This window comes from Streptomyces sp. NPDC038707 (assembly GCF_040636485.1).
Lineage (GTDB): Bacteria > Actinomycetota > Actinomycetes > Streptomycetales > Streptomycetaceae > Streptomyces.
Genome location: NZ_JBEZUP010000003.1, coordinates 1 through 20552 on the forward strand (window position 1 = coordinate 1; position 20552 = coordinate 20552).

The following is a 20552-nucleotide window of genomic DNA, read 5'->3' on the forward strand; positions in this document are numbered from 1 at the left end:
GATCGCCACCGAGGAGAAGCCGGTGGCCGCGATCTTTTTCGAGGTCTCGCGGACCGGGTAACGGGTAGCGATCCACCGGCTTCACCCCCCATTAGGTAACGGGGGGGATCACACGGGGCCCGCCTCCACGGCCGTGCAGCGCCAGCGGAGGTCCTGGCCCCGTTCCAGGCGGAACGCCATGGCACGCAGGCGGTCGCCTGCGGCGATGCGGGCGAAGACCTCCAGGGCGCCCTCGCCGGCCACGTAGTAGCCGATGTCCTGGACGACGGGGCGGGTGCCGCGGGCGCGCAGGGGGCCGCGTTCGGCCAGGCGGGCCAGGTCGTCGTAGGCGCGGCCCGCCGTGTGGCGGAGCATCCAGTGGACGGGCCGCTGACCGCTCAGGACGGCGAGCAGGCGGTCCGCGAAGAGGTCGGTGGGGCGGGGCTGCCCGGCGGCCGTCCCCGGGGCCGTACGAGGGCTCCGGTCGCGGCCGGCCGCCGGGCGGCTGGGCGTGCGGGGCGGGGCGCCGCCGGGGCGGCGGGTGTCACGGCGGGTCGGCGGACGGTGCCGCGGGCGGGGCTGGACGGCACGGCTCATGACCTTGTTCATGGGGAACCCCGTTCGGCGGGGCCCGGGAGGTACCGGGCGGTAACAAGTGGTGGGGATCTTGTACGGGGTGCGGGAGGCGCGGGCAAGCGGGGCACGGCCGGCGGCCAGGGGCCGAGAAGTTCACCTATCAGGGTGAGGCGGGAGGCGTGGGCCCCGTGGCCGAGCGGGCGGCAGGGGTGAACCGGCGGCCTGGAGCTGACGTTGCGGCGGGGGTGGGCAGGGGCTCGAAAGGGGACGGGCGCACGTATCCTGAAGGCCCGCCGGGAGACGCGCCAGCCGCTCTCCCCCGGGGCCCAGCGGAGTCTTTGACACCAGGAAAGAGCGGCCGGTATGCGCGTCTACGTCCCCCTGACCCTCCCCGCTCTCGCCGAGGCGCACAGGACGGGCGAGCTGGGGAGCGGCCCCTTCGTCGCGTACGCCGTCACGCCCGCCCTGCGTGAGTGGTACCTCTCCGAGGACATCGAGGAGCTGGAGTACGCGGCGCTCGGCCGGGCCGCGCTGGCCTCGCTGCGGCTGCTGGCGGCCGACCCGGACGCGGTACGGCGCCGGGTCGTGGTCGCGGTGGACGTGCCCGACGGCGCGGCGAGCGCCGACCCGGACCGCGGGCTCGAGCCCGCCGCCCTCGGCCAGGTCACCGTGACGGTGTCGGTGCCGCTCGCGAAGGCGGCCTCCGTGCACGTCGACGCCGAGGACGCGGAGCCGGACGTGGCCGCGGCGGCGCGGGCGCTGGAGGCGGCGGACGGCGGGGACGACGACGCCCGGTTCGCCGTGGACGGGGCCGACGACCACGAACTGCTGTGGTACGCCACGCAGGAGATCCCCAACCTGGTCGGACAGGCCTGACCTGGAACGACGCCCCGATTGTCGGTGGCGGCGGGTACGGTCTTGGGCATGGGGACGCACGCACGCGCGCACATCGTCTGGGACTGGAACGGGACGCTGTTCCACGACAACGACGCGATCATCGGGGCGACGAACGCCGCCTTCGCCGAGCTGGGGCTCGCGCCGATCACGCTGGAGCAGTACCGCTCGCTGTACTGCGTACCGGTGCCGAGGTTCTACGAGCGGCTGCTCGGCCGGCTGCCGAGCGAGGCCGAGTGGGAGCTGATGGATGGGACCTTCCACCGGCACTACGCCGAGCACCGGGTGCGGTGCGGGCTGACCGAGGGGGCGGAGGAACTGCTGGCCGGGTGGCGGTCGGACGGGCACAGCCAGTCCCTGCTGAGCATGTACGGCCACGACGAGCTGCTGCCGGTGGTGCGGGGCTTCGGCATCGAGGCGCACTTCGTACGGGTCGACGGGCGTACCGGGCCGTCCGGCGGCAGCAAGGCCGAGCACATGGTGCGGCACCTCGAGGCGCTGGCGGAGGTGGCGGCGCCGGAGCGGACCGTGGTGATCGGGGACGCGGCGGACGACGCGGTCGCGGCACGGCATGTCGGGGCGCGGGCGGTGCTGTACAGCGGGGGCTCGCACAGCCGGGCCAGTCTGGAGGGCGTCGGGGTGCCGGTGGTGGACTCCCTGGCGGAGGCGGTGGCGGTGGCGCGGACGATGGCCGGGTGAGACGGCGGCCGCGGCTCACTCGGCCGGCGCGGCAGCCCGCAGCACCTTCAGGAACTCCCGCATCCAGGCCGGGTGGTCCGGCCAGGCGCGGGAGGAGACCAGGGTGCCGTCGACCACCGCCTCGGTGTCCTGGAAGTCCGCGCCGGCCGCCTGCATGTCCGGTTCCAGGGCCGGATAGGCCGTCACCCGGCGGCCCCGCAGGGAGTCGACCGCGGCGGTGAGCAGCGGGCCGTGGCAGATCTGGGCGACGGGCTTGTCCGCGTCGAAGAACGCCTTGAGGATCTTGCGCAGTTCGGCGTCGTTGCGCAGGTACTCGGGCGCCCGGCCGCCGGGGATCACCAGGGCCGCGTACGCACCGGGGTCGACCTCGGCGAACGCCAGGTCGGCGGGCCAGGTGTAGCCGGGCTTCTCGGTGTACGTGTCGTAGCCGGGTTCGAAGTCGTGGACGACGAAGCGGAGCGTCTTGCGGGTGGGGGCGGCGACATGGACCTCGTAGCCCTCCTCGCGCAGCCGCTGGTAGGGATAGAGCACCTCCAGGGACTCCGCCGCGTCGCCGGTGACGATGAGGATCTTGGTGGGCATGGCGGTTCCTCGCAGACTCCGTGTGCGGGCGGGGGCCCGGGGCACCCCGGTGGACTCTGGCACCGTGCCCCCGCCGGGCGCGCTTGCCAAGGGGCCCGGTGCTTCTCAGGGTGCGGCGGCGGACCCCCGGGCGCGACCGGATGCCCGGCGCCGGGGCGGCGGACACCCCCGCCGGGGCGGCGGACACCCCCGCCGGGGCGGCGGACACCCCCGCCGGGTGGCCGGATACGTCACCCGCTCCCGTCCCGCCGCTGTGCAGAACGTCAAACTTCACCATTCGGTTTTGTACACAAGCGGCCCATGACGCGACCCCGGGCAAGGGCGATAGCCTTGTGGCGTGATCAGCGCGATATCCCGCGGGGGCGATCCTGCTCCTGCCCTGCGCCCGGGTTGCACGGCTTACCTCCGTGACCGGGCGGCGGTCGCTGGTCTTCGCGGGCGGGACGGGGGCGCGGACGCCCCCTGGGCGCCGAGCACGCGGATCAGGACACTGCCGAGAGCAGCGTCACACCCGGCCGGCGTCATGAAATTGGCCGAATTCTCCCCGCTCAGCTCACCTCGCGGCATACCGTCGGAAGCGACCGGACACCCCGGGACGTGGCGTTGTGTCGCAAGGGAAGAGGCAGAACTTCCTTCTACGTCACGCAACGGCGCGCGACAGGAGCCAGAGGACAATGCAGACCAAGCTGGACGAAGCCAAGGCCGAGCTGCTCGAGAGGGCCGCCCGGGTAGCTGAGAACAGCCCGGTCGGGGGGCACCTACCGACCGGGCCGACGAGCGAGGGCACCCCCGGCACCCCGGACAGCGAATCCGTGCTCGCGTTCCTCCAGCGCTACTACCTGCACACCGCCCCGGAAGACCTCGCCGACCGCGACCCGGTCGACGTCTTCGGTGCCGCGGTCTCGCACTACCGGCTGGCCGAGAACCGCCCGCAGGGCACCGCCAACGTGCGGGTGCACACCCCGACCGTGGAGGAGAACGGGTGGACGTGCAGCCACACCGTCGTGGAGGTCGTCACCGACGACATGCCCTTCCTCGTGGACTCGGTCACCAATGAGCTCACCCGGCAGGGGCGTGGCATCCACGTCGTCATCCACCCGCAGTTCGTGGTCCGCCGGGACCTGACCGGCAAGCTGATCGAGATGCTGCCGGCCCCGCCCGCCGGCGGCGACCTCCCGCACGACGCGCACGTCGAGTCGTGGATCCACGTCGAGATCGACCGGGAGACCGACCGCGCCGACCTGAAGCAGATCTCGGCCGACCTGCTGCGCGTGCTGTCCGACGTGCGCGAGGCCGTCGAGGACTGGGAGAAGATGCGGGACGCGGCGACCCGGATCGCCGACGGCCTGGAGGGCGAGCCGGTCCCCGCCGACCTGCCCGGACCGGAGGTCGCCGAGGCCCGCGAACTGCTGCACTGGCTGGCCGCGGACCACTTCACCTTCCTCGGCTACCGCGAGTACACGCTGCGCGACGACGACACGCTCGCCGCCGTGCCCGGCACCGGTCTCGGCATACTGCGCTCGGACCCGCACCACGCCAAGGAGGACCAGCACCCGGTCAGCCCCTCCTTCGAGCGGCTGCCGGCCGACGCCCGCGCCAAGGCCCGCGAGCACAAGCTGCTGGTGCTGACCAAGGCCAACAGCCGGGCCACCGTGCACCGGCCGTCGTACCTGGACTACATCGGCGTCAAGAAGTTCGACGCGGACGGCAACGTCGTCGGCGAGCGCCGCTTCCTCGGCCTGTTCTCCTCCGCCGCGTACACCGAGTCCGTGCGCCGGGTGCCGGTGATCCGCCGCAAGGTGGACGAGGTGCTGGACCGGGCCGGTTTCTCGCCGCACAGCCACGACGGCCGCGACCTGCTCCAGATCATGGAGACCTACCCGCGCGACGAGCTGTTCCAGACGCCGGTCGCGGAGCTCCAGGCCATCGTCACCAGCGTGCTCTACCTCCAGGAGCGCCGCCGGCTGCGGCTGTACCTGCGCCAGGACGAGTACGGCCGTTACTACTCGGCCCTCGTCTACCTCCCGCGCGACCGCTACACCACCGGCGTGCGCCTGCGGATCATCGACATCCTCAAGGAGGAGCTGGGCGGCACCAGCGTCGACTTCACCGCCTGGAACACCGAGTCGATCCTCTCCCGGCTGCACTTCGTGGTCCGCGTCCCGCAGGGCACCGAGCTGCCCGAGCTGTCGGACGCCGACAAGGAGCGCATCGAGGCCCGCCTGGTCGAGGCGGCCCGCTCCTGGGCCGACGCGTTCGCCGAGGCGCTGACCGCCGAGTGCGGCGAGGAGCGCGCGGCCGAGGTGCTGCGCCGCTACCACCACGCCTTCCCGGAGGGCTACAAGGCCGACCACAGCCCGCGGGCCGCCGTCGCCGACCTGGTCCACCTGGAGCGGCTGAGCGAGGACAAGGCCTTCTCGCTGAGCCTGTACGAGCCGGTGGGCGCCGCGCCCGACGAGCGCCGGTTCAAGATCTACCAGAAGGGCGGCACGGTCTCCCTGTCCAAGGTGCTGCCGGTGCTCAGCCGGCTCGGCGTCGAGGTCACCGACGAGCGGCCGTACGAGATGCGCTGCGCCGACCGCAGCACCGCCTGGATCTACGACTTCGGTCTGCGCATGCCGAAGTCGCTCGGCGGCGGCAACGGCGACTACCTGGGCGACGACGGCCGCGAGCGGTTCCAGGACGCGTTCGCCGCGACCTGGACCGGCAAGGCCGAGAACGACGGCTTCAACGCCCTCGTGCTCAGCGCCGGGCTGTCCTGGCGGCAGGCGATGGTGCTGCGCGCCTACGCCAAGTACCTGCGGCAGGCCGGCTCGACCTTCTCGCAGGACTACATGGAGGACACCCTCCGCAACAACGTCCACACCACCCGGCTCCTGGTCTCCCTGTTCGAGGCCCGGATGTCCCCGGAGCGGCAGCAGGCCGGCGTGGAGATCACCGACGCCCTGCTGGAGGAGCTGGACGCGGCCCTGGAGCAGGTGGCCAGCCTGGACGAGGACCGCATCCTGCGGTCGTTCCTGACCGTCATCAAGGCGACCCTGCGCACGAACTTCTTCCAGGAGGGGCCGGGCGGCGAGCCGCACGACTACGTCTCCATGAAGTTCGACCCGCAGGCCATCCCGGACCTGCCCGCGCCGCGCCCGGCGTACGAGATCTGGGTGTACTCGCCGCGCGTGGAGGGCGTCCACCTGCGCTTCGGCAAGGTCGCGCGCGGCGGCCTGCGCTGGTCCGACCGGCGCGAGGACTTCCGTACGGAGATCCTCGGCCTGGTCAAGGCGCAGATGGTGAAGAACACCGTCATCGTGCCGGTCGGCGCCAAGGGCGGCTTCGTCGCCAAGCAGCTGCCCGACCCGGCCGTGGACCGCGACGCCTGGCTGGCCGAGGGCATCGCCAGCTACCGGACGTTCATCTCGGCGCTGCTCGACATCACCGACAACATGGTGGCCGGCGAGGTCGTCCCGCCGCGGGACGTGGTCCGGCACGACGGCGACGACACCTACCTGGTGGTGGCCGCCGACAAGGGCACCGCGACCTTCTCGGACATCGCCAACGACGTCGCCAACAGCTACGACTTCTGGCTCGGCGACGCCTTCGCCTCCGGCGGCTCGGCCGGTTACGACCACAAGGGCATGGGCATCACCGCGCGCGGCGCCTGGGAGTCCGTCAAGCGGCACTTCCGCGAACTGGGCGTGGACACGCAGACCCAGGACTTCACGGTCGTCGGCATCGGTGACATGTCCGGTGACGTGTTCGGCAACGGCATGCTGCTCTCCGAGCACATCCGCCTGGTCGCCGCCTTCGACCACCGGCACATCTTCATCGACCCGAACCCGGACGCGGCCACCTCCTACGCCGAGCGCCGCCGCCTGTTCGAGCTGCCCCGCTCCAGCTGGGCCGACTACGACACGAGCCTGCTGTCGGCGGGCGGCGGGATCTTCCCGCGCACCGCCAAGTCGATCCCGCTCAACAGCCACATCCGCGAGGCCCTCGGCATCGACGGCAAGGTCGCCAAGATGACCCCGGCCGACCTGATGCGGACCATTCTCAAGGCGCCGGTGGACCTGCTGTGGAACGGCGGCATCGGCACCTACGTCAAGGCGTCGACGGAGTCCCACGCCGACGTCGGCGACAAGGCCAACGACGCCATCCGCGTCGACGGCCAGGACCTGCGGGCCAAGGTCGTCGGCGAGGGCGGCAACCTGGGCCTGACCCAGCTCGGCCGGATCGAGTTCGCCCGGCTCGGCGGCAAGATCAACACCGACGCGATCGACAACAGCGCCGGCGTGGACACCTCCGACCACGAGGTGAACATCAAGATCCTGCTGAACGGCCTGGTCGCGGACGGCGACATGACCGTCAAGCAGCGCAACAAGCTGCTCGCCGAGATGACCGACGAGGTCGGCGCGCTGGTCCTGCGCAACAACTACGCGCAGAACACCGCCCTGGCCAACGCCCTGTCCCAGGCCAAGGACATGCTCCACGCCCAGCAGCGGTTCATCCGCCACCTGGTGCGCGAGGGCCACCTGGACCGGGCGCTGGAGTTCCTGCCGACCGACCGGCAGATCCGTGAGCGCCTGGCCCAGAGCCAGGGCCTGACCGGCCCGGAGACGGCCGTCGTCCTGGCGTACACGAAGATCACGGTGGCCGAGGAGCTGCTGGGCACCTCGCTGCCGGACGACCCGTATCTGCGCGGTCTGCTGCACGCCTACTTCCCGACGGCGCTGCGCGAGCGGTTCGCCGACGCCATCGACCACCACCCGCTGCGCCGTGAGATCACCACCACCGTGCTGGTCAACGACACGGTCAACACGGGCGGCACGACGTATCTGCACCGGCTGCGCGAGGAGACCGGCGCCTCCCTGGAGGAGATCGTCCGGGCCCAGACCGCGGCCCGCGTGATCTTCTGCGCGGCACCGGTGTGGGACGCCGTCGAGGCCCTGGACAACAAGGTCGACGCGGCCGTGCAGACCCGCATCCGGCTGCACTCGCGCCGCCTGGTCGAGCGCGGCACGCGCTGGCTGCTCAACAACCGGCCGCAGCCGGTCCAGCTCGCCGAGACGGTGGAGTTCTTCGCCGAGCGGGTCGAGCGGGTCTGGCAGGAGCTGCCCAAGCTGCTGCGCGGCGCGGACCTGGAGTGGTACCAGCACGTGTACGACGAGCTGTCCGCGGCCGGCGTCCCGGACGAGCTGGCCACCCGCGTGGCCGGGTTCTCCTCCGCCTTCCCGGCGCTCGACATCGTGTCGGTGGCCGACCGCATGGGCAAGGAGCCGCTGGACGTCGCCGAGGTCTACTACGACCTCGCCGACCGGCTGGACATCACCCAGCTCATGGACCGCATCATCGAACTGCCCCGCACCGACCGCTGGCAGTCGATGGCCCGCGCCTCCATCCGCGAGGACCTGTACGCGGCGCACGCGGCCCTCACCGCGGACATCCTCGCGGTGGGCAACGGCACCTCGACGCCCGAGCAGCGGTTCGCGGCCTGGGAGCAGAAGAACGCGGCGCTGCTGAGCCGGGCCCGCACCACGCTGGACGAGATCCGCAGCTCGGACTCGTTCGACCTCGCCAACCTGTCGGTGGCGATGCGCACGATGCGGACGCTGCTGCGCACGCACTCGTAGCGCTCCCGCGAAGGGCGCCCCGGGCCGTCGCGGCCCCGGGCGCCCTTCGCCTGTCCGGCGGCGGTGACGCGGTCGGCGGTAGGGTCGATGGATCATGCAGACCACGACAACCCCTACTGAACCGGAGCAGCTCGCGGCGGCGCCGCGCGACCCGGCGGCGGCGCGCAGTGGCCGGAACTGGGCCCAGGGTGCCGTCGCGCTGGTCCTGGTGCTGCTGCTCCTGGTCGTCGTCCGGCTGCCGTGGGCGGGCGACCTGGGCATGCACGCGGCGACGGTCGAGCGGCTGCGGCACAGCCTGTCGCACCCCGGCAACCCGCTGATCGACGCGGACACGCCGAGCCCGTACTACTCGCCGTGGACGCTGCTGCTCGGCACCGTCGCCAAGCTGACGGGGCTGCCGGTCTTCGGGGTCCTGCGCCTGGCGGCGGTCGTCGCACTGGCCGTGCTGGTGACGGGCGTCCACCGCTTCGTCCGCACCCTCACCGCCCACCGCGCCGCCCCCGCCGTGGCCCTGCTGTGCCTGCTGTTCCTGTGGGGCCCGGCGGCGTTCACCTGGAGCGGTTTCGTCGGCCTGAGGTCCCTGGCGCTGACGGTGGCCTACCCCAGCGTGTGCGCGCTCGGACTCGCCTTCCACTTCTGGGCCTGGCTCACCCGGGCGGTGCGCTCGGCGGCCGGGTGGGGCGCGGGGCTCGGGCTGGGCGTGCTGTGGGCGGTGATCCTGCTGTGCCACCAGTTCACCGGGGTGGTGGCGACGCTGGGCGGGCTGGCCCTGGTGGCCGCGGCCCGCCCGGCGCGCGGGACGCTGCTCCGGCTCGGCGCCGGGCTGCTGCTCGGCGTGCTGGTGCTGGGGCTGTGGCCGTACTACGACTTCTTCGCGCTGTTCTCCGCGGGCGGGGACCTGGAGGCGGTCCACCGGCCGCTGTACCGGAACCCGGCCGGGCGGTTCGGGTACGTGCTGCTCGGGGTGGTGGCGCTGGGAGTCCGGCTGCGCCGGGACCGCCGGGACCCGCTGGTCCTGTTCTTCCTCCTGGGCGCCCTGGTGGCCGCGGCGGGCTGGCTGACCGGCCACTACTCCTGGGGCCGCGCCCTGCCCGCCGCGCTGATCCCGGCCCAGCTCGCCGCCGCGCTGGAGGCGGTCTCGGCGACCCGGCGGGCGGCGCGCCGGGGGTGGGCGTGCGCGCTGACCGTCCTGCTGCTGGCGGGGGCGTGGACGCAGGCCGGGACGATCGGGTACGTGGTCGGCGGGGACGCGCTGCCCGGCGCGGTCGCGGGGAGGTACCGGGCGCCCTGGGCGGGGTACGAGTGGGCCGCACGGGCGGGGGTGCGGTACGGCGATGTGGTGATGGCCCGCAAGTTCCCGGCCCGGCAGCTCCCGGCGTACGGGGCGTACACCGTGGCACCCGGCTACCCGGACGTGTTCCTGCCGGACGCCGGCCGGCGTCAGGAGGCGGTGGAACGGTACTTCTCGGCGGGGACCCGGCCCGCGGAGCGGCGGGAGATCCTGCGGGAGTACGGGGTGCGGTGGGTGGTCGACGGGGCCCCGGCGCCGTGGCTCCAGGAGGCGGCCGTGGGACCGGACGGAGACGTGCTGTACCGCGTGGTGCCCTGAGCCGGTGCCGGCCGGCGGCGCCCCGGAGGGCCGCGGGAAACGGCGACGGCCGGTCACGAAGGACTCGTGACCGGCCGTCCGAGGACGCGCCCTGACGGCGCCCGCGCGGTGTGTCCCTACTTCAGCACGCTCTTCACCAGGCGCGCGGCGTTCTTGATGCGCGGGTGGGCGACCTTGCGGGCCATCGGGCGGAGCACCTTGGCCGTCGCCCCCACCGGCTGCCAGCGGATCTGCAGGCGGCCGGGGCTCAGGGGCTCCGGTTCGATGGTGACGGTGTGGTGCGGGACGTCGACGGTGCGCGGCGTCAGGTCCAGCGGGGCGAGCAGCACCGACGAGTTGGCCATGCCCTGCTGGTCCAGGCGGACCTGCGGGTGGCGGTAGCCGTCGAAGCCCTGCACCGGGAGCGACGCCGAGGCGAGGTCGATGCGGACCGTGCCCGAGAAGACGCCGGGACGCACCGGGTCCAGACGGAACGGCATCGTCATCCGGCGCTTGCCCGGGGTGAGCAGCAGCGACGCGCGCTGGGGGCCCACGGGCAGGCGCCGGCCCGGGTCGTAGGTGGTGATCTTCAGGGTGAGGGCCGCGCCGGGACCGTACGTCAGGTCCGTGATCTCGTGGCGGAACTGGGCCGTGGAGAACGGCCGGGTGTCCAGCTCGAGTTCGGACAGGTCCAGCTCACGGCGGGCCCGCTCCGTCGTCGGCGGCTGCTCGCCCCAGTACGGGACGCCCGCGCTGTCGGTCGTGACCTGGCGCGGCGCCACCGCGTGGCCCAGCCCGCGCGCCGCCAGCCGCACCTCCGCCGTGCGCCCCTGCCGCAGCAGCTCCAGCACGACCCGCTCGGGCCGGGGCAGCCTGTCGTACGCCTCGGGGGAGAGCTGGTCCAGGTACGGGTTCATGATCTCGGCGAAGGCGGCCACCCACTCGTCGTCCCGGTGGGGCAGGTCGCCGGCGTACATGCGGAAGTCGTGCTTGAGGAACTTGTAGTCCTTGTCCGGCTGCAGTTGCGCGTGTCCGCTGCTGCGCAGGAAGTCGTCGATCAGGTGCTGGACGCGCACCCGGTCGCGGACGTTGGAGATCCGGTCCCGCTGGTTCGAGATGGACGCGGAGGCCGCGGCGGCGAACGGCGCGATGTACCAGACGTACACCGGGTCCGGGATGATCGTGAACCCCTTCGCCAGGCAGTACGCCTGTGCGGAGAAAAGCTGGTCCTCGTAGTGGATGCCCTCGGGGAAGCGGAGTTCGTGGCGGTCGAGGAAGGCCCGCGTGTACATCTTGCTCGTCGAGAGGTGCTCGAAGAACAGCCGGGGGTCGTCCTCGATGCCCTCGAGGGTGCGGCGCTCCTTGACCAGGTGCGGCATCCAGGTGGAGCGGCGCCCGTTGTCGACGCGGACCCGGCGCACCGCGCCCATGGTGAAGTCGACCTCGCGCTCCTGGTGCGCGGCGAGCAGCAACTCCACGGCGCGCGGCGGGAGTTCGTCGTCGCTGTCCAGGAACATCAGGTACGGCGCGCGGGATATCTCGATGGCGCGGTTGCGCGGGGCGCTGCACCCGCCGCTGTTCTCCGGCAGCCGGATGTTGCGGATGCGGGGGTCCTCGGCGGCCAGCCGCCGGGCCACCTCGGGGGTGTTGTCGGTCGAGTGGTCGTCACTGATGACGATCTCGATGTTGGCGTGGGTCTGCGCCCGCACGGAGGCGACCGCGCGGGGCAGGCGGTCGGCGTCGTTGTGGACGATGATCGTGACCGTGACGTCGGGCTGGGTCGTCATGCCGTGGCCTCCTCGGGCGTCGGGGCGGGGGTGCGCTGCTCGATGGGCAGGACCGGGGGCAGCGCCGTCTCCGGCTCACCGAGGAACACCCGCCGTACGACTCGCTCGGCGGCGCGTCCGTCGTCGAACTCGCAGAACCGCTGCCGGAACGCGGCCCGCGCCTTGGCGGCGTTCTCGTCGCGCCAGGCACCGGAGCGGAAGATCTCCGTCAGTTCCTCCTGGGTGCGGGCGACCTGGCCGGGGTGGTCGGCCATCAGGTCGAAGTACACACCGCGGGTGGTGCGGTAGGTCTCCCAGTCGTCGGCGTAGATCACGATCGGGCGGTCCAGGTTGGCGTAGTCGAACATGATCGACGAGTAGTCCGTGACCAGGGCGTCGGCGGCCAGGCACAGCTCCTCGACCGGGTCGTAGACGGAGACGTCGATGATCCGGCCGGAGCGGCGCAGGCCGGTCAGCTGGGCGGCGCCCCCGCCACCGTAGAAGTAGTGGGCGCGCACGAGCAGGACGGTGTTCTCGCCGAGCTGGTCGGCGAGGGCGGCCAGGTCGAGGCGGGGGGTGAAGCCGGCCTCGTAGTCACGGTGCGTGGGCGCGTACAGCACGGCGGTCTGCCCGGGGGCGATGCCGAGGCGCTCGCGGGCGGCGCGGACGTCGGCGGCGGTGGCCGTGTAGTAGACGTCGTTGCGCGGGTAGCCGTAGTCCAGCGAGACGTAGCGGGACGGGTAGGCGCGCTCCCACATGCGGGTGGTGTGGCTGTTGGAGCTGAGGCTGTAGTCCCACTTGTCGACGCGGGCCATCAGCGCGGCGAAGTCCAGGCCCTGGGCCGCGGCCGGGTAGTCCCGCTGGTCCATGCCCATCCGCTTGAGCGGGGTGCCGTGGTGGGTCTGGAGGTGGACGACGTCGGGCCGCTTCACCATCGCGTTGGGGAAGTTGACGTTGTTCACCAGGTACTTGGCGGTGGCCATGACCTCCCAGTAGCGGCGTGTGCCGGGGATCACATGGTCGGTGCCGGGCGGCAGCAGGGCCGCGTTCGCCTTGCTGACCGTCCACACGGGGTGGATGTGCGGTGCCAGTTCGCCGAGCTTCGCGGCGATGGCGGCCGGGTTGCAGGCCACGCCGCGGTTCCAGTAGGCCGAGAACAGGGCGAGGCGGGGCTCCACCGGGCGGCTGAGCGCGCGCTGGTACTGCTGGTCGCGGACCTTGGCGCTCAGCTGCTTCTTGCGGGTGCGCACGGCCTTGCGGGTGGCGCGGCGGGTGCGGTTGGCGGCCTGCAGCGCGCGGTACCGGGTGTAGGCGCCCTCTTCCAGCATCGCGTGCCGGATGCCGTCCAGGCCGGCCGGGCGCTGGAAGTTCTCGGGGCGCCAGCGGACCGCGGCCACCGAGGAACGGCGGAAGAACTCGCGGGCCACCGGGTCGGGCAGGTCCTCGCGGGCGAAGGTGGTGATGAGCTGGCGCGTCATCATGCTGTACAGCACCTTGTGCGGCGCGCGGCGGCCCTCCGCGAGCGGCAGCAGGAACTCGTACCGGTCGATGAGGCTGAACCGGTCCTCGGGCTTGCGGGGCGGCAGGCTCTCCGCGCGCGGCACGCGGTGCTCGTACGCCGCCTGGTTCAGGCAGGCGATCCGGCCGGCGGTCAGCAGGACGGCGTGCGCGGCGCGTCCCTCGTCCTCGCCGCCGAACAGGTGCTCGTTCGCCCGCCAGAAGTCGGCGCGCACGGCGCGGTTGCCGATCAGCGGCGCGAGCCGGAGCAGGTCGGCGACCTCGTCCAGGGGCCGGGCGTTACGGCCGGCCGCGGCCAGGCGGCGGCCGCCGGCGGAGGGCTTGGTGGTGCGCTGCCAGTTGGTGACGACGTGGTCGAAGAGCAGGACGTCGACGGGGTCCGTGCCGTCCAGCGCGTCCAGTTCGGCGGTCCGCTCGGCTATGAGCCGGGGGCTGCCGGCCGGCAGGCCGTCCTTGGCGTGGACGAAGTGCAGCCAGCGGCCGGTGGCCCGGGCGGCACCGGCCGCGCGGGCGTCCGTGTCGCTCGTGCCGTCCGGCAGCGGTACGACGACCGCCCCGGGCGCGTGGCCGTCGGCCGTCTCCCGCGCCCAGTCGCCGACGGCGGCGACGACCAGCTCGGTGTCGTGCGGCGGATGGGCCGTCAGGGAGTCCAGCAACTCGGTCAGATGCCCCTGGGCGTTCGGCCCATAGACGATCAGGCTCAACTGGGGCATCGTGGTGGACTCCTTCAGCTCGGTACTTCCCGGCACATCTTCCTCAACAATATTTAAAGAACATATAAATGGGATAACGCTGGGGTCATCCCCGGCCGCACGGCCATGGCCTACGCCTTCGAGGCCGCCGGTTTCCGCTCGCCGGTGAAGGCCTCGTACTCCTTCATGACCTCCTCCGTGGGCCCGTCCATCCGCAGTTCGCCGCGCTCCAGCCACAGGACCCGCTCGCAGGTGTCACGGATCGACTTGTTGTTGTGGCTGACCAGGAAGACCGTGCCGGCGTGCTGCCGCAACTCGCGGATGCGCTCCTCCGAGCGCCGCTGGAAGGAGCGGTCGCCGGTGGCCAGCGCCTCGTCGATGAGCAGTACGTCGTGGTCCTTGGCCGCGGCGATGGAGAAGCGCAGCCGCGCGGCCATGCCGGAAGAGTACGTGCGCATGGGCAGGGTGATGAAGTCGCCCTTCTCGTTGATGCCCGAGAAGTCCACGATGTCCTGGTATCGCGTCTTGATCTGCTCCCGGGACATCCCCATGGCCAGCCCGCCGAGGAAGACGTTGCGCTCTCCGGTGAGGTCGTTCATCAGGGCCGCGTTCACGCCCAGCAGGGACGGCTGGCCGTCGGTGTAGATGTGCCCGCTCTCCACCGGGAGCAGGCCGGCGACCGCCTTCAGCAGGGTCGACTTCCCCGAGCCGTTGGTGCCGATGAGCCCGATCGCCTCGCCCTTGTAAGCGACGAAAGAGACCTTCTTCACGGCGTGCACCCGGCGCACGCCGGCCGCCTTCTCGGCCTGCCCCCGCCGCAGGATCCGGTTCAGGGCGGCGGTGGCGGAGCCGCGGCCCGCGCCGGTGCCGTTGACCCGGTAGACGATGTCGACGCGGTCGGCGACGACGGTGGGGATCTTCTCTGCGGTGTGCTCAGCCACGGCCGTAGGTCTCCTCAGCCTTCCAGAAGTAGATGAAGCCGCCGGCGCCGGCGAGCAGGGCCCAGCCGGCCGCAGCCGCCCAGACGTGCGGGGGCAGCTGGTGCGCCTGGAAGCTGTCGATCAGCGCGAACCGCATCAGGTCGATGTAGACCGCGGCCGGGTTGATCTGCAGCAGGACCGTGACGAGGCGCGGCAGGTCGTCGTGCGCGGCGATCTTGTCGATGCTCCACATGACACCGGACACGTACATCCAGGTGCGCAGCAGGAAGGGCATCAGCTGGGCGATGTCCGGGGTCTTGGCGCCGAGCCGCGCCACGATCATGGACACGCCCGCGTTGAAGGTGAACTGCAGGACGAGCGCCGGGACGGCCAGCAGCCAGGAGGCGGCGACCGGCACGCCGAAGACGAGCAGGATGACGGCCAGCGCGCACATCGAGAACAGCAGCTGCTGGAGCTGCTGGAGCGCGAAGGAGATCGGCAGGGCGGCGCGCGGGAAGTGCAGGGCCCGGACCAGGCCGAGGTTGCCGGAGATCGCCCGGGTGCCCGCCATGATCGAGCTCTGGGTGAACGTCCAGACGAAGATGCCCGTGACCAGGAACGGAACGTAGTCCGGCACGTTCTGCTTGGTGCCGAGCAGCACACCGAAGATGAAGTAGTAGACCGCCGCGTTCAGCAGCGGGGTCATGACCTGCCAGACCTGGCCGAGCTTTGCCTGGCTGTACTGCGCGGTGAGCTTGGCGGTGGCGAAGGCGCCGATGAAGTGCCGGCGGGCCCACAGCTGCCGGACGTACTGGGGCAGGGAGGGGCGGGCGCCGCTGACCGACAGCCCGTGCCGGGCCGCGAGCGCCGCGAGATCGTCGCCGGCCGGGGCCCGGGTGGGGGGCGGTGTGTGGAGGACCTGGCTCACATCCGCTGCTTTCGCTCGGGGGAGGGGATGCCGCGCCCGGCGCGCGCCGGGTGCGCCGCGGTACCCGTCGGCCGGCGTTTCCTTACGCTTCTCTTCACGTGCTCTTACGTCGGGACGGGACCGTATCGTCGCAACGCGAGCGTAGGTCACGCCGACGTCGGAACGCAACCGTTTCGTCGTCACGCCCTATGCTGTCCGGTATGACGACGAACGCCGCCTCCGCCGACGAGCCGCAGGCGCGTCCGCGCCGCCGGGCGCCCGCCGGGGCCGCCGTGCTCCGGGAGGACGTGACCGAGGCCATCCGGACGGCGGTCTTCGAGGAACTGGCCGCCGTCGGCTACGCCCGCGTGTCCATCGAGGGCATCGCCCGCCGGGCCGGCGTCGGCAAGACGGCGGTGTACCGGCGCTGGCGTTCGAAGCTGCACCTGGTCCTGGACGTGGTCTCCGCGATGGCGGTGACCGGCTTCCCGGTGCCCGACACCGGCTCGCTCGAGGGTGACCTACGGCTGCTGTACGAGGTCACGTCCCGTGCCCTGCGCCACCCGGTCGCGTCCCAGATCATCCCCGACCTCCAGGCCGAGGCGGCCCGCAACCCCGACCTCGCGGAGGCCTTCCAGAAGGCCCTGCGGGACGGCCAGGAGGGCGTGGCCAGCCGGATCGTGACGGCGGCGGAACAGCGCGGCGAACTGCGCGCCGGGACCGACCGGGACCTGGCCCTCGACCTGATCTCCGGCCCCCTGTACTGGCGCTCGGTGGTGATCCGCGCCCCGAAGCCGCCCAAGGGCTACCTGGAGCGGCTGGCCCGGGCCACGGCGGCGGCCCTCAGGGCCCTGTGACCGGCCGGGCCCCCGCGACCGCGGGCCCCGCCCGCTACGGCGCGCTCAGCGCCCGGTCCGGCAGGCGGTCGGAACCGGGCCGGGGGCGCGTCGCGGGGCCGGTGCCGGCGGCCGGCGGACGTGCGGAACGCCACAGCCGCAGGAAGGACAGCACGGCGGCGGCCGTCAGCAGCCCGTTGCGGCCCAGCATCAGCAGGCAGCCCGCCCAGGTGCCGTCGATCACCTCGCGGTAGTACATCGGGAAGGCCACGGTGCTCAGCGCGGACGCCGCCAGGACGAGCACCGCCACCGGCCGCTGGCTGGTGTGCCGGGAGGTCAGGCAGACGGCGGCCAGCCCGATCAGCCAGATCATGTACTGGGGGCTGATGACCCGGCTGGTGACCGTGAACAGCAGCACCGCGCTCAGCGCCGCGTCGAACGGCGTGGCCTCGCTCCAGTGCCGCGCCCGCACCCGCCACAGCACCAGCAGCCCGAACGACAGCACCGTCAGCGTGAGGGAGGCGACGGCGACCGCGCGCACGTACGGGCCGACCAGTTCCACCGCGCCGTACTGGTAGCGCGACCGGCCGGACCAGCCGAAGTGCCGGGCCAGATTGAGCGCCGTACCGCCCAGCGACTCGATCTGCACACCCCGGCCGCCCTGCTCCCGCAGGAAGGACAGCGGGTGGGTGAAGAACACCGCGAGCACGGCGAGGCACCCGGCCCCGGCCCACACCGCCGACAGCCACGCCGTGCGCGTCGGCCGGCCCCGGGGCGTGCCCAGCAGCACCAGCGCCGGCCACACCTTCACCAGCGCGCCCAGCGCCGCGAACACGCCGCCCGCGCGCGGGGAGCGCGCCACGGCCAGCAGGGAGAGCACGGCCAGGCCGGTGACCTGGACGTCGTAACGGGCCAGCGGCAGGTGCAGCAGCAGCGGCAGGCCGCCGGTCCACAGGGCCGCGCCGCGCAGGCTGCGGCCGGGCCGGCGGCCCGCGCGCAGCAGCGCCGCCACCGTCACCGCGTCCACGGCCACGGTGAGCAGCACGAACGCCTGGAAGTAGGTCAGGCCCGGCAGCAGGCCCGGCGCGAGCAGCACCGCGCCCGCGCCCGGCGGGTACTGCCACAGCGTGTCGTGCACCGGGAAGGAGCCGTGCGCGAGCACGCCGTACCAGTGGAAGTACAGCCGCCACACCTCCCGGGTCACCCCGTCCCCGCCCGGCAGCCAGGGGCCGCTGTGCGCGGTCAGCCACAGCATCAGGGCGCGGGTGAGGACCCACAGGGCGGTGAGGGTGACGATCGGTCCGGGGGTGACACGGAGACGCTTCATCGCATGGGAGCCTAAGCGGTGCGGATGGTGTATCCCTGCTGATACGCCGTCAACAGTCACAAATGTTGGCTAATCGCAAGAGATCGGGCCATGGTGAACGTCGGGCTTCCTGCGAAACCGCGATCGCGCCGGGCGGCCGGTGTGCCCACGGGCGCACCGGCCGGTACAACGAGCCGGCCGGCCGTCCGGCAACGGCTGCGGCGGGCCGCCGTGCCGGGCGTGCCCGCGCTGGTGATGCTGGTCCTCGGGCTGTGGCGGCTGGACCGGGGCGGCATGTGGCGCGACGAGGCCGTCAGCTTCCAGGTGGGGCGCCGTACGGTGCCGCAGATCTGGCGCCTGCTGCACGACGTGGACGCGGTGCACGGCCTGTACTACCTGCTGCTGCACCCCGTCCTCGCCGTCCACCCCGGGGAGGTCCCGCTGCGGCTGCCGTCGGTGTGCGCGGCGGCCGGCACGGCGGCCCTGGTGGCCGCGCTCGGCAGCCGGCTGGTCCGGCCGCGGGTGGGGCTGTGGGCCGGACTGCTCTACGCCGTCACGCCGATGGCCGGGCACTACGCGCAGGAGGGCCGCTCCTACGCCCTGGTGGCGGCCGGCGCCACCGCGGCCACGCTGCTGTTCGTCCGGGCCGTGCGGGACGGCTCCTGGCGGGCGTACGGCGTGGTCCTCGCACTCACCTGCTGGCTGCACGAGTTCGCCGTGCTGCTCCTGCTCGCCCACGCGGTGTCGCTGGCGCTGGCCCGGACCGGGGGCCGGGTGTGGCGGGGCTGGGGGCGCGCGGCGGCGGCGGTCGTCCTCGCGCTGCTGCCGATGGTGCTGGTGTCGCGGGGCCAGTCGGCCCAGCTGGCGTGGTTGCGGGCGCCGACGGCGGAGACGGCCGGGGGGCTGCTGCGGAAGTTCCTGGGCCCGGCCGACTCGGTGTACTGGGTGTGTCTCGTGCTGGGGTGCCTGGGGCTGCTGCGGCTGGTGGGGCGGCGCGGGGAGCTGACGTGCGCCGGGGTGGCGCTGCCGGTGACGGTGGTGCCGCCGGCGGTGCTGATGCTGGTGTCCCAGGCGTCGCCGTTGTACGTCGACCGGTACGTGCTGTACGCCCTGTCGGGGGCGCCGTTGCTGGTGGCCTGCGGGGCGGAGCGGGTCATGGGGGCGGTGGCGCGGGTGTGGTCCGGGCAGCCGGCCGGGCGCCCGGTTCCGCGCCCCTCCCTCGCCCTCCTCGGGGTTTTCGCGGTCGCCCTCTCGGTGCTGCCCCGGTTCCCCCTCCTCCAGCTGGACCGCGAACCCGGCGCCCGGGCGGACGACCTGGGGGCCGTGTCCCGGGCCGCGGGGCGGGAACTGGCGGCCGGGGACGCCGTGGTGTTCGTGCCGGCGGCCATGCGGAACGTGGCGCTCACCTACCCCCGGCCGTTCCGCGGCACCCGGGACGTGCTGCGGGTCGCGGGGGCGGCGGAGTCCGGGACGCTGTACGGGCGGGAGGCCGGCGTGGCGGAGCTGCGCCGCAGGCTGGCGCGGCTGGACCGGGTGTGGGTGGTCGGGGACCGCCGGCTGCTCGGCGCCCGCTGGGTGCCGCGCGACCCCGTGGAGCGGGCGAAGGTGACCGTGCTCTGGCAGCAGTTCACCGGCCGCGAGGAGGCCGTACGGGGCGTGGCGACCGTACGGCTCTACGTCCGGCCCGTCAGCGCGTGGCCTCCGTCACCGCCGCCGCGTCCAGGGCGGCGGTGAGCCGGTCGAGCCGCTCGCGCAGCTCGCCGATCTCCGTCAGGTCGAAGCCGGTCGCCGAGAAGATCCGGCGCGGCACCTCGAGGGCCCGCTCGCGCAGCGCGTCGCCCTCCGCGGTGAGCTGGACGAGGACCGACCGCTCGTCCTCGGCGCTGCGCTCGCGCCGCACCAGGCCGGCCGTCTCCAGCCGCTTGACCAGCGGGGACAGTGTGCCGGAGTCGAGGCGCAGCCGCTCGCCGAGCTTCTTGACGGGCAGGTCGCCCTGTTCCCACAGCACCAGCATCACCAGGTACTGCGGGTAGGTGAGCCCGAGGTTCTTCAGGAGCGCGCGGTAGACGCCGTTGAAGGCGCGGGACGCGGCGTGCAGGGAGAAGCAGATCTGGCGGTCCAGGCGGAGCCACTCCGTGTCGGTCATGGCTCCAGGGTAGCCGCCTTGCGAGGCATTTGATTGTGCACAATTTAATTGTGTGCTCTACTTGTGGCGTCAACGCACCCCGCATCCGAGAGGGATGGTCTTCCATGGACGCGCTCTACACCGCCGTCGCCACCGCGACCCACGGCCGCGAGGGCCGTGCCGTCTCCTCCGACGGCCGGATCGACCTCGCCCTGGCCATGCCGGTCGAACTGGGCGGCGACGGACAGGGCAGCAACCCCGAGCAGCTGTTCGCCGCCGGGTACGCCGCCTGCTTCGGCAGCGCCCTCGGCCTGGTCGGCCGCCAGGCGAAGGTCGACGTCAGCGACGCCGCGGTGACCGCCGAGGTGGGCATAGGCAAGCAGGGCGAGGGCTTCGGGCTGAAGGTCACCCTGCGCGTCGAACTGCCCGACACGGTGGACGGGGCGACCGGCCGCAAGCTGGTCGAGACCGCCCACCAGGTCTGCCCCTACTCCAACGCCACCCGCGGCAACATCGACGTCGACCTCGTCATCGAGTAGCGGC

15 protein-coding genes are annotated in these 20552 nt (G+C 72.9%); 7 read left to right on the top strand and 8 right to left on the bottom strand.

What is annotated here, in order from left to right:
* Positions 1 to 108: 108 nt before the first annotated feature.
* Positions 109 to 588 carry an Rv3235 family protein gene (locus tag AB0E62_RS04900; protein WP_362188131.1) on the bottom strand — a complete coding sequence of 160 codons (480 nt, stop codon included), beginning with the start codon at positions 586 to 588 and terminating at the stop codon, positions 109 to 111.
* A gap of 330 nt (positions 589 to 918) precedes the next feature.
* Between AB0E62_RS04900 and AB0E62_RS04905 the strand changes: the two genes are divergently transcribed.
* Entirely contained in the window at positions 919 to 1431 is a 513-nt protein-coding gene (locus AB0E62_RS04905; protein WP_362188134.1) for a hypothetical protein, read from the top strand.
* Between the two features lie 48 nt (positions 1432 to 1479).
* A complete protein-coding gene (locus AB0E62_RS04910; protein WP_362188137.1) occupies positions 1480 to 2148 on the top strand; it encodes an HAD family hydrolase in 669 nt (222 codons plus the stop codon).
* A gap of 15 nt (positions 2149 to 2163) precedes the next feature.
* Here AB0E62_RS04910 and AB0E62_RS04915 read toward each other — a convergent pair whose 3' ends face one another.
* Positions 2164 to 2730, bottom strand: coding sequence for a DJ-1/PfpI family protein (locus AB0E62_RS04915; RefSeq protein WP_362188140.1), 567 nt, complete (start codon positions 2728 to 2730; stop codon positions 2164 to 2166).
* A gap of 674 nt (positions 2731 to 3404) precedes the next feature.
* Between AB0E62_RS04915 and AB0E62_RS04920 the strand changes: the two genes are divergently transcribed.
* Entirely contained in the window at positions 3405 to 8351 is a 4947-nt protein-coding gene (locus tag AB0E62_RS04920; protein ID WP_362188143.1) for an NAD-glutamate dehydrogenase, read from the top strand.
* A 94-nt stretch (positions 8352 to 8445) separates the two neighbouring features.
* Positions 8446 to 9960, top strand: coding sequence for a hypothetical protein (locus AB0E62_RS04925; RefSeq protein WP_362188146.1), 1515 nt, complete (start codon positions 8446 to 8448; stop codon positions 9958 to 9960).
* Between the two features lie 116 nt (positions 9961 to 10076).
* On the opposite strand, the gene AB0E62_RS04930 is transcribed toward AB0E62_RS04925, so the two are convergent.
* The 4 genes from AB0E62_RS04930 to AB0E62_RS04945 form a co-directional block, all read right to left on the bottom strand.
* Positions 10077 to 11726, bottom strand: coding sequence for a glycosyltransferase family 2 protein (locus AB0E62_RS04930; RefSeq protein WP_362188149.1), 1650 nt, complete (start codon positions 11724 to 11726; stop codon positions 10077 to 10079).
* Positions 11723 to 13936 carry a CDP-glycerol glycerophosphotransferase family protein gene (locus AB0E62_RS04935; RefSeq protein WP_362188152.1) on the bottom strand — a complete coding sequence of 738 codons (2214 nt, stop codon included), beginning with the start codon at positions 13934 to 13936 and terminating at the stop codon, positions 11723 to 11725. Before AB0E62_RS04935 ends, AB0E62_RS04930 begins: the two co-directional genes overlap by 4 nt.
* 110 nt (positions 13937 to 14046) lie before the next feature.
* Positions 14047 to 14856 carry an ABC transporter ATP-binding protein gene (locus AB0E62_RS04940; protein WP_362188155.1) on the bottom strand — a complete coding sequence of 270 codons (810 nt, stop codon included), beginning with the start codon at positions 14854 to 14856 and terminating at the stop codon, positions 14047 to 14049.
* The gene (locus tag AB0E62_RS04945; RefSeq protein ID WP_362188158.1) at positions 14849 to 15763 is read right to left on the bottom strand and encodes an ABC transporter permease; all 915 of its coding nucleotides are present in this window, start codon (positions 15761 to 15763) and stop codon (positions 14849 to 14851) included. Before AB0E62_RS04945 ends, AB0E62_RS04940 begins: the two co-directional genes overlap by 8 nt.
* 200 nt (positions 15764 to 15963) lie before the next feature.
* Between AB0E62_RS04945 and AB0E62_RS04950 the strand changes: the two genes are divergently transcribed.
* Positions 15964 to 16599: a TetR/AcrR family transcriptional regulator gene (locus AB0E62_RS04950; RefSeq protein ID WP_362188161.1), complete on the top strand. Its 636-nt coding sequence runs from the start codon at positions 15964 to 15966 to the stop codon at positions 16597 to 16599.
* A 34-nt stretch (positions 16600 to 16633) separates the two neighbouring features.
* Here AB0E62_RS04950 and AB0E62_RS04955 read toward each other — a convergent pair whose 3' ends face one another.
* On the bottom strand, positions 16634 to 17905 hold the full coding sequence (locus AB0E62_RS04955) for a glycosyltransferase family 87 protein (RefSeq protein ID WP_362188164.1): 1272 nt from the start codon (positions 17903 to 17905) through the stop codon (positions 16634 to 16636).
* A 219-nt stretch (positions 17906 to 18124) separates the two neighbouring features.
* Here AB0E62_RS04955 and AB0E62_RS04960 point away from each other — a divergent pair, with 219 nt between their 5' ends.
* A complete protein-coding gene (locus AB0E62_RS04960) occupies positions 18125 to 19618 on the top strand; it encodes a glycosyltransferase family 39 protein (RefSeq protein WP_362188167.1) in 1494 nt (497 codons plus the stop codon).
* On the opposite strand, the gene AB0E62_RS04965 is transcribed toward AB0E62_RS04960, so the two are convergent.
* Positions 19572 to 20030: a MarR family transcriptional regulator gene (locus AB0E62_RS04965; protein ID WP_362188170.1), complete on the bottom strand. Its 459-nt coding sequence runs from the start codon at positions 20028 to 20030 to the stop codon at positions 19572 to 19574. The genes AB0E62_RS04960 and AB0E62_RS04965 overlap by 47 nt on opposite strands.
* A gap of 104 nt (positions 20031 to 20134) precedes the next feature.
* Between AB0E62_RS04965 and AB0E62_RS04970 the strand changes: the two genes are divergently transcribed.
* Positions 20135 to 20548 carry an organic hydroperoxide resistance protein gene (locus AB0E62_RS04970; protein ID WP_362188173.1) on the top strand — a complete coding sequence of 138 codons (414 nt, stop codon included), beginning with the start codon at positions 20135 to 20137 and terminating at the stop codon, positions 20546 to 20548.
* Positions 20549 to 20552: the final 4 nt, after the last annotated feature.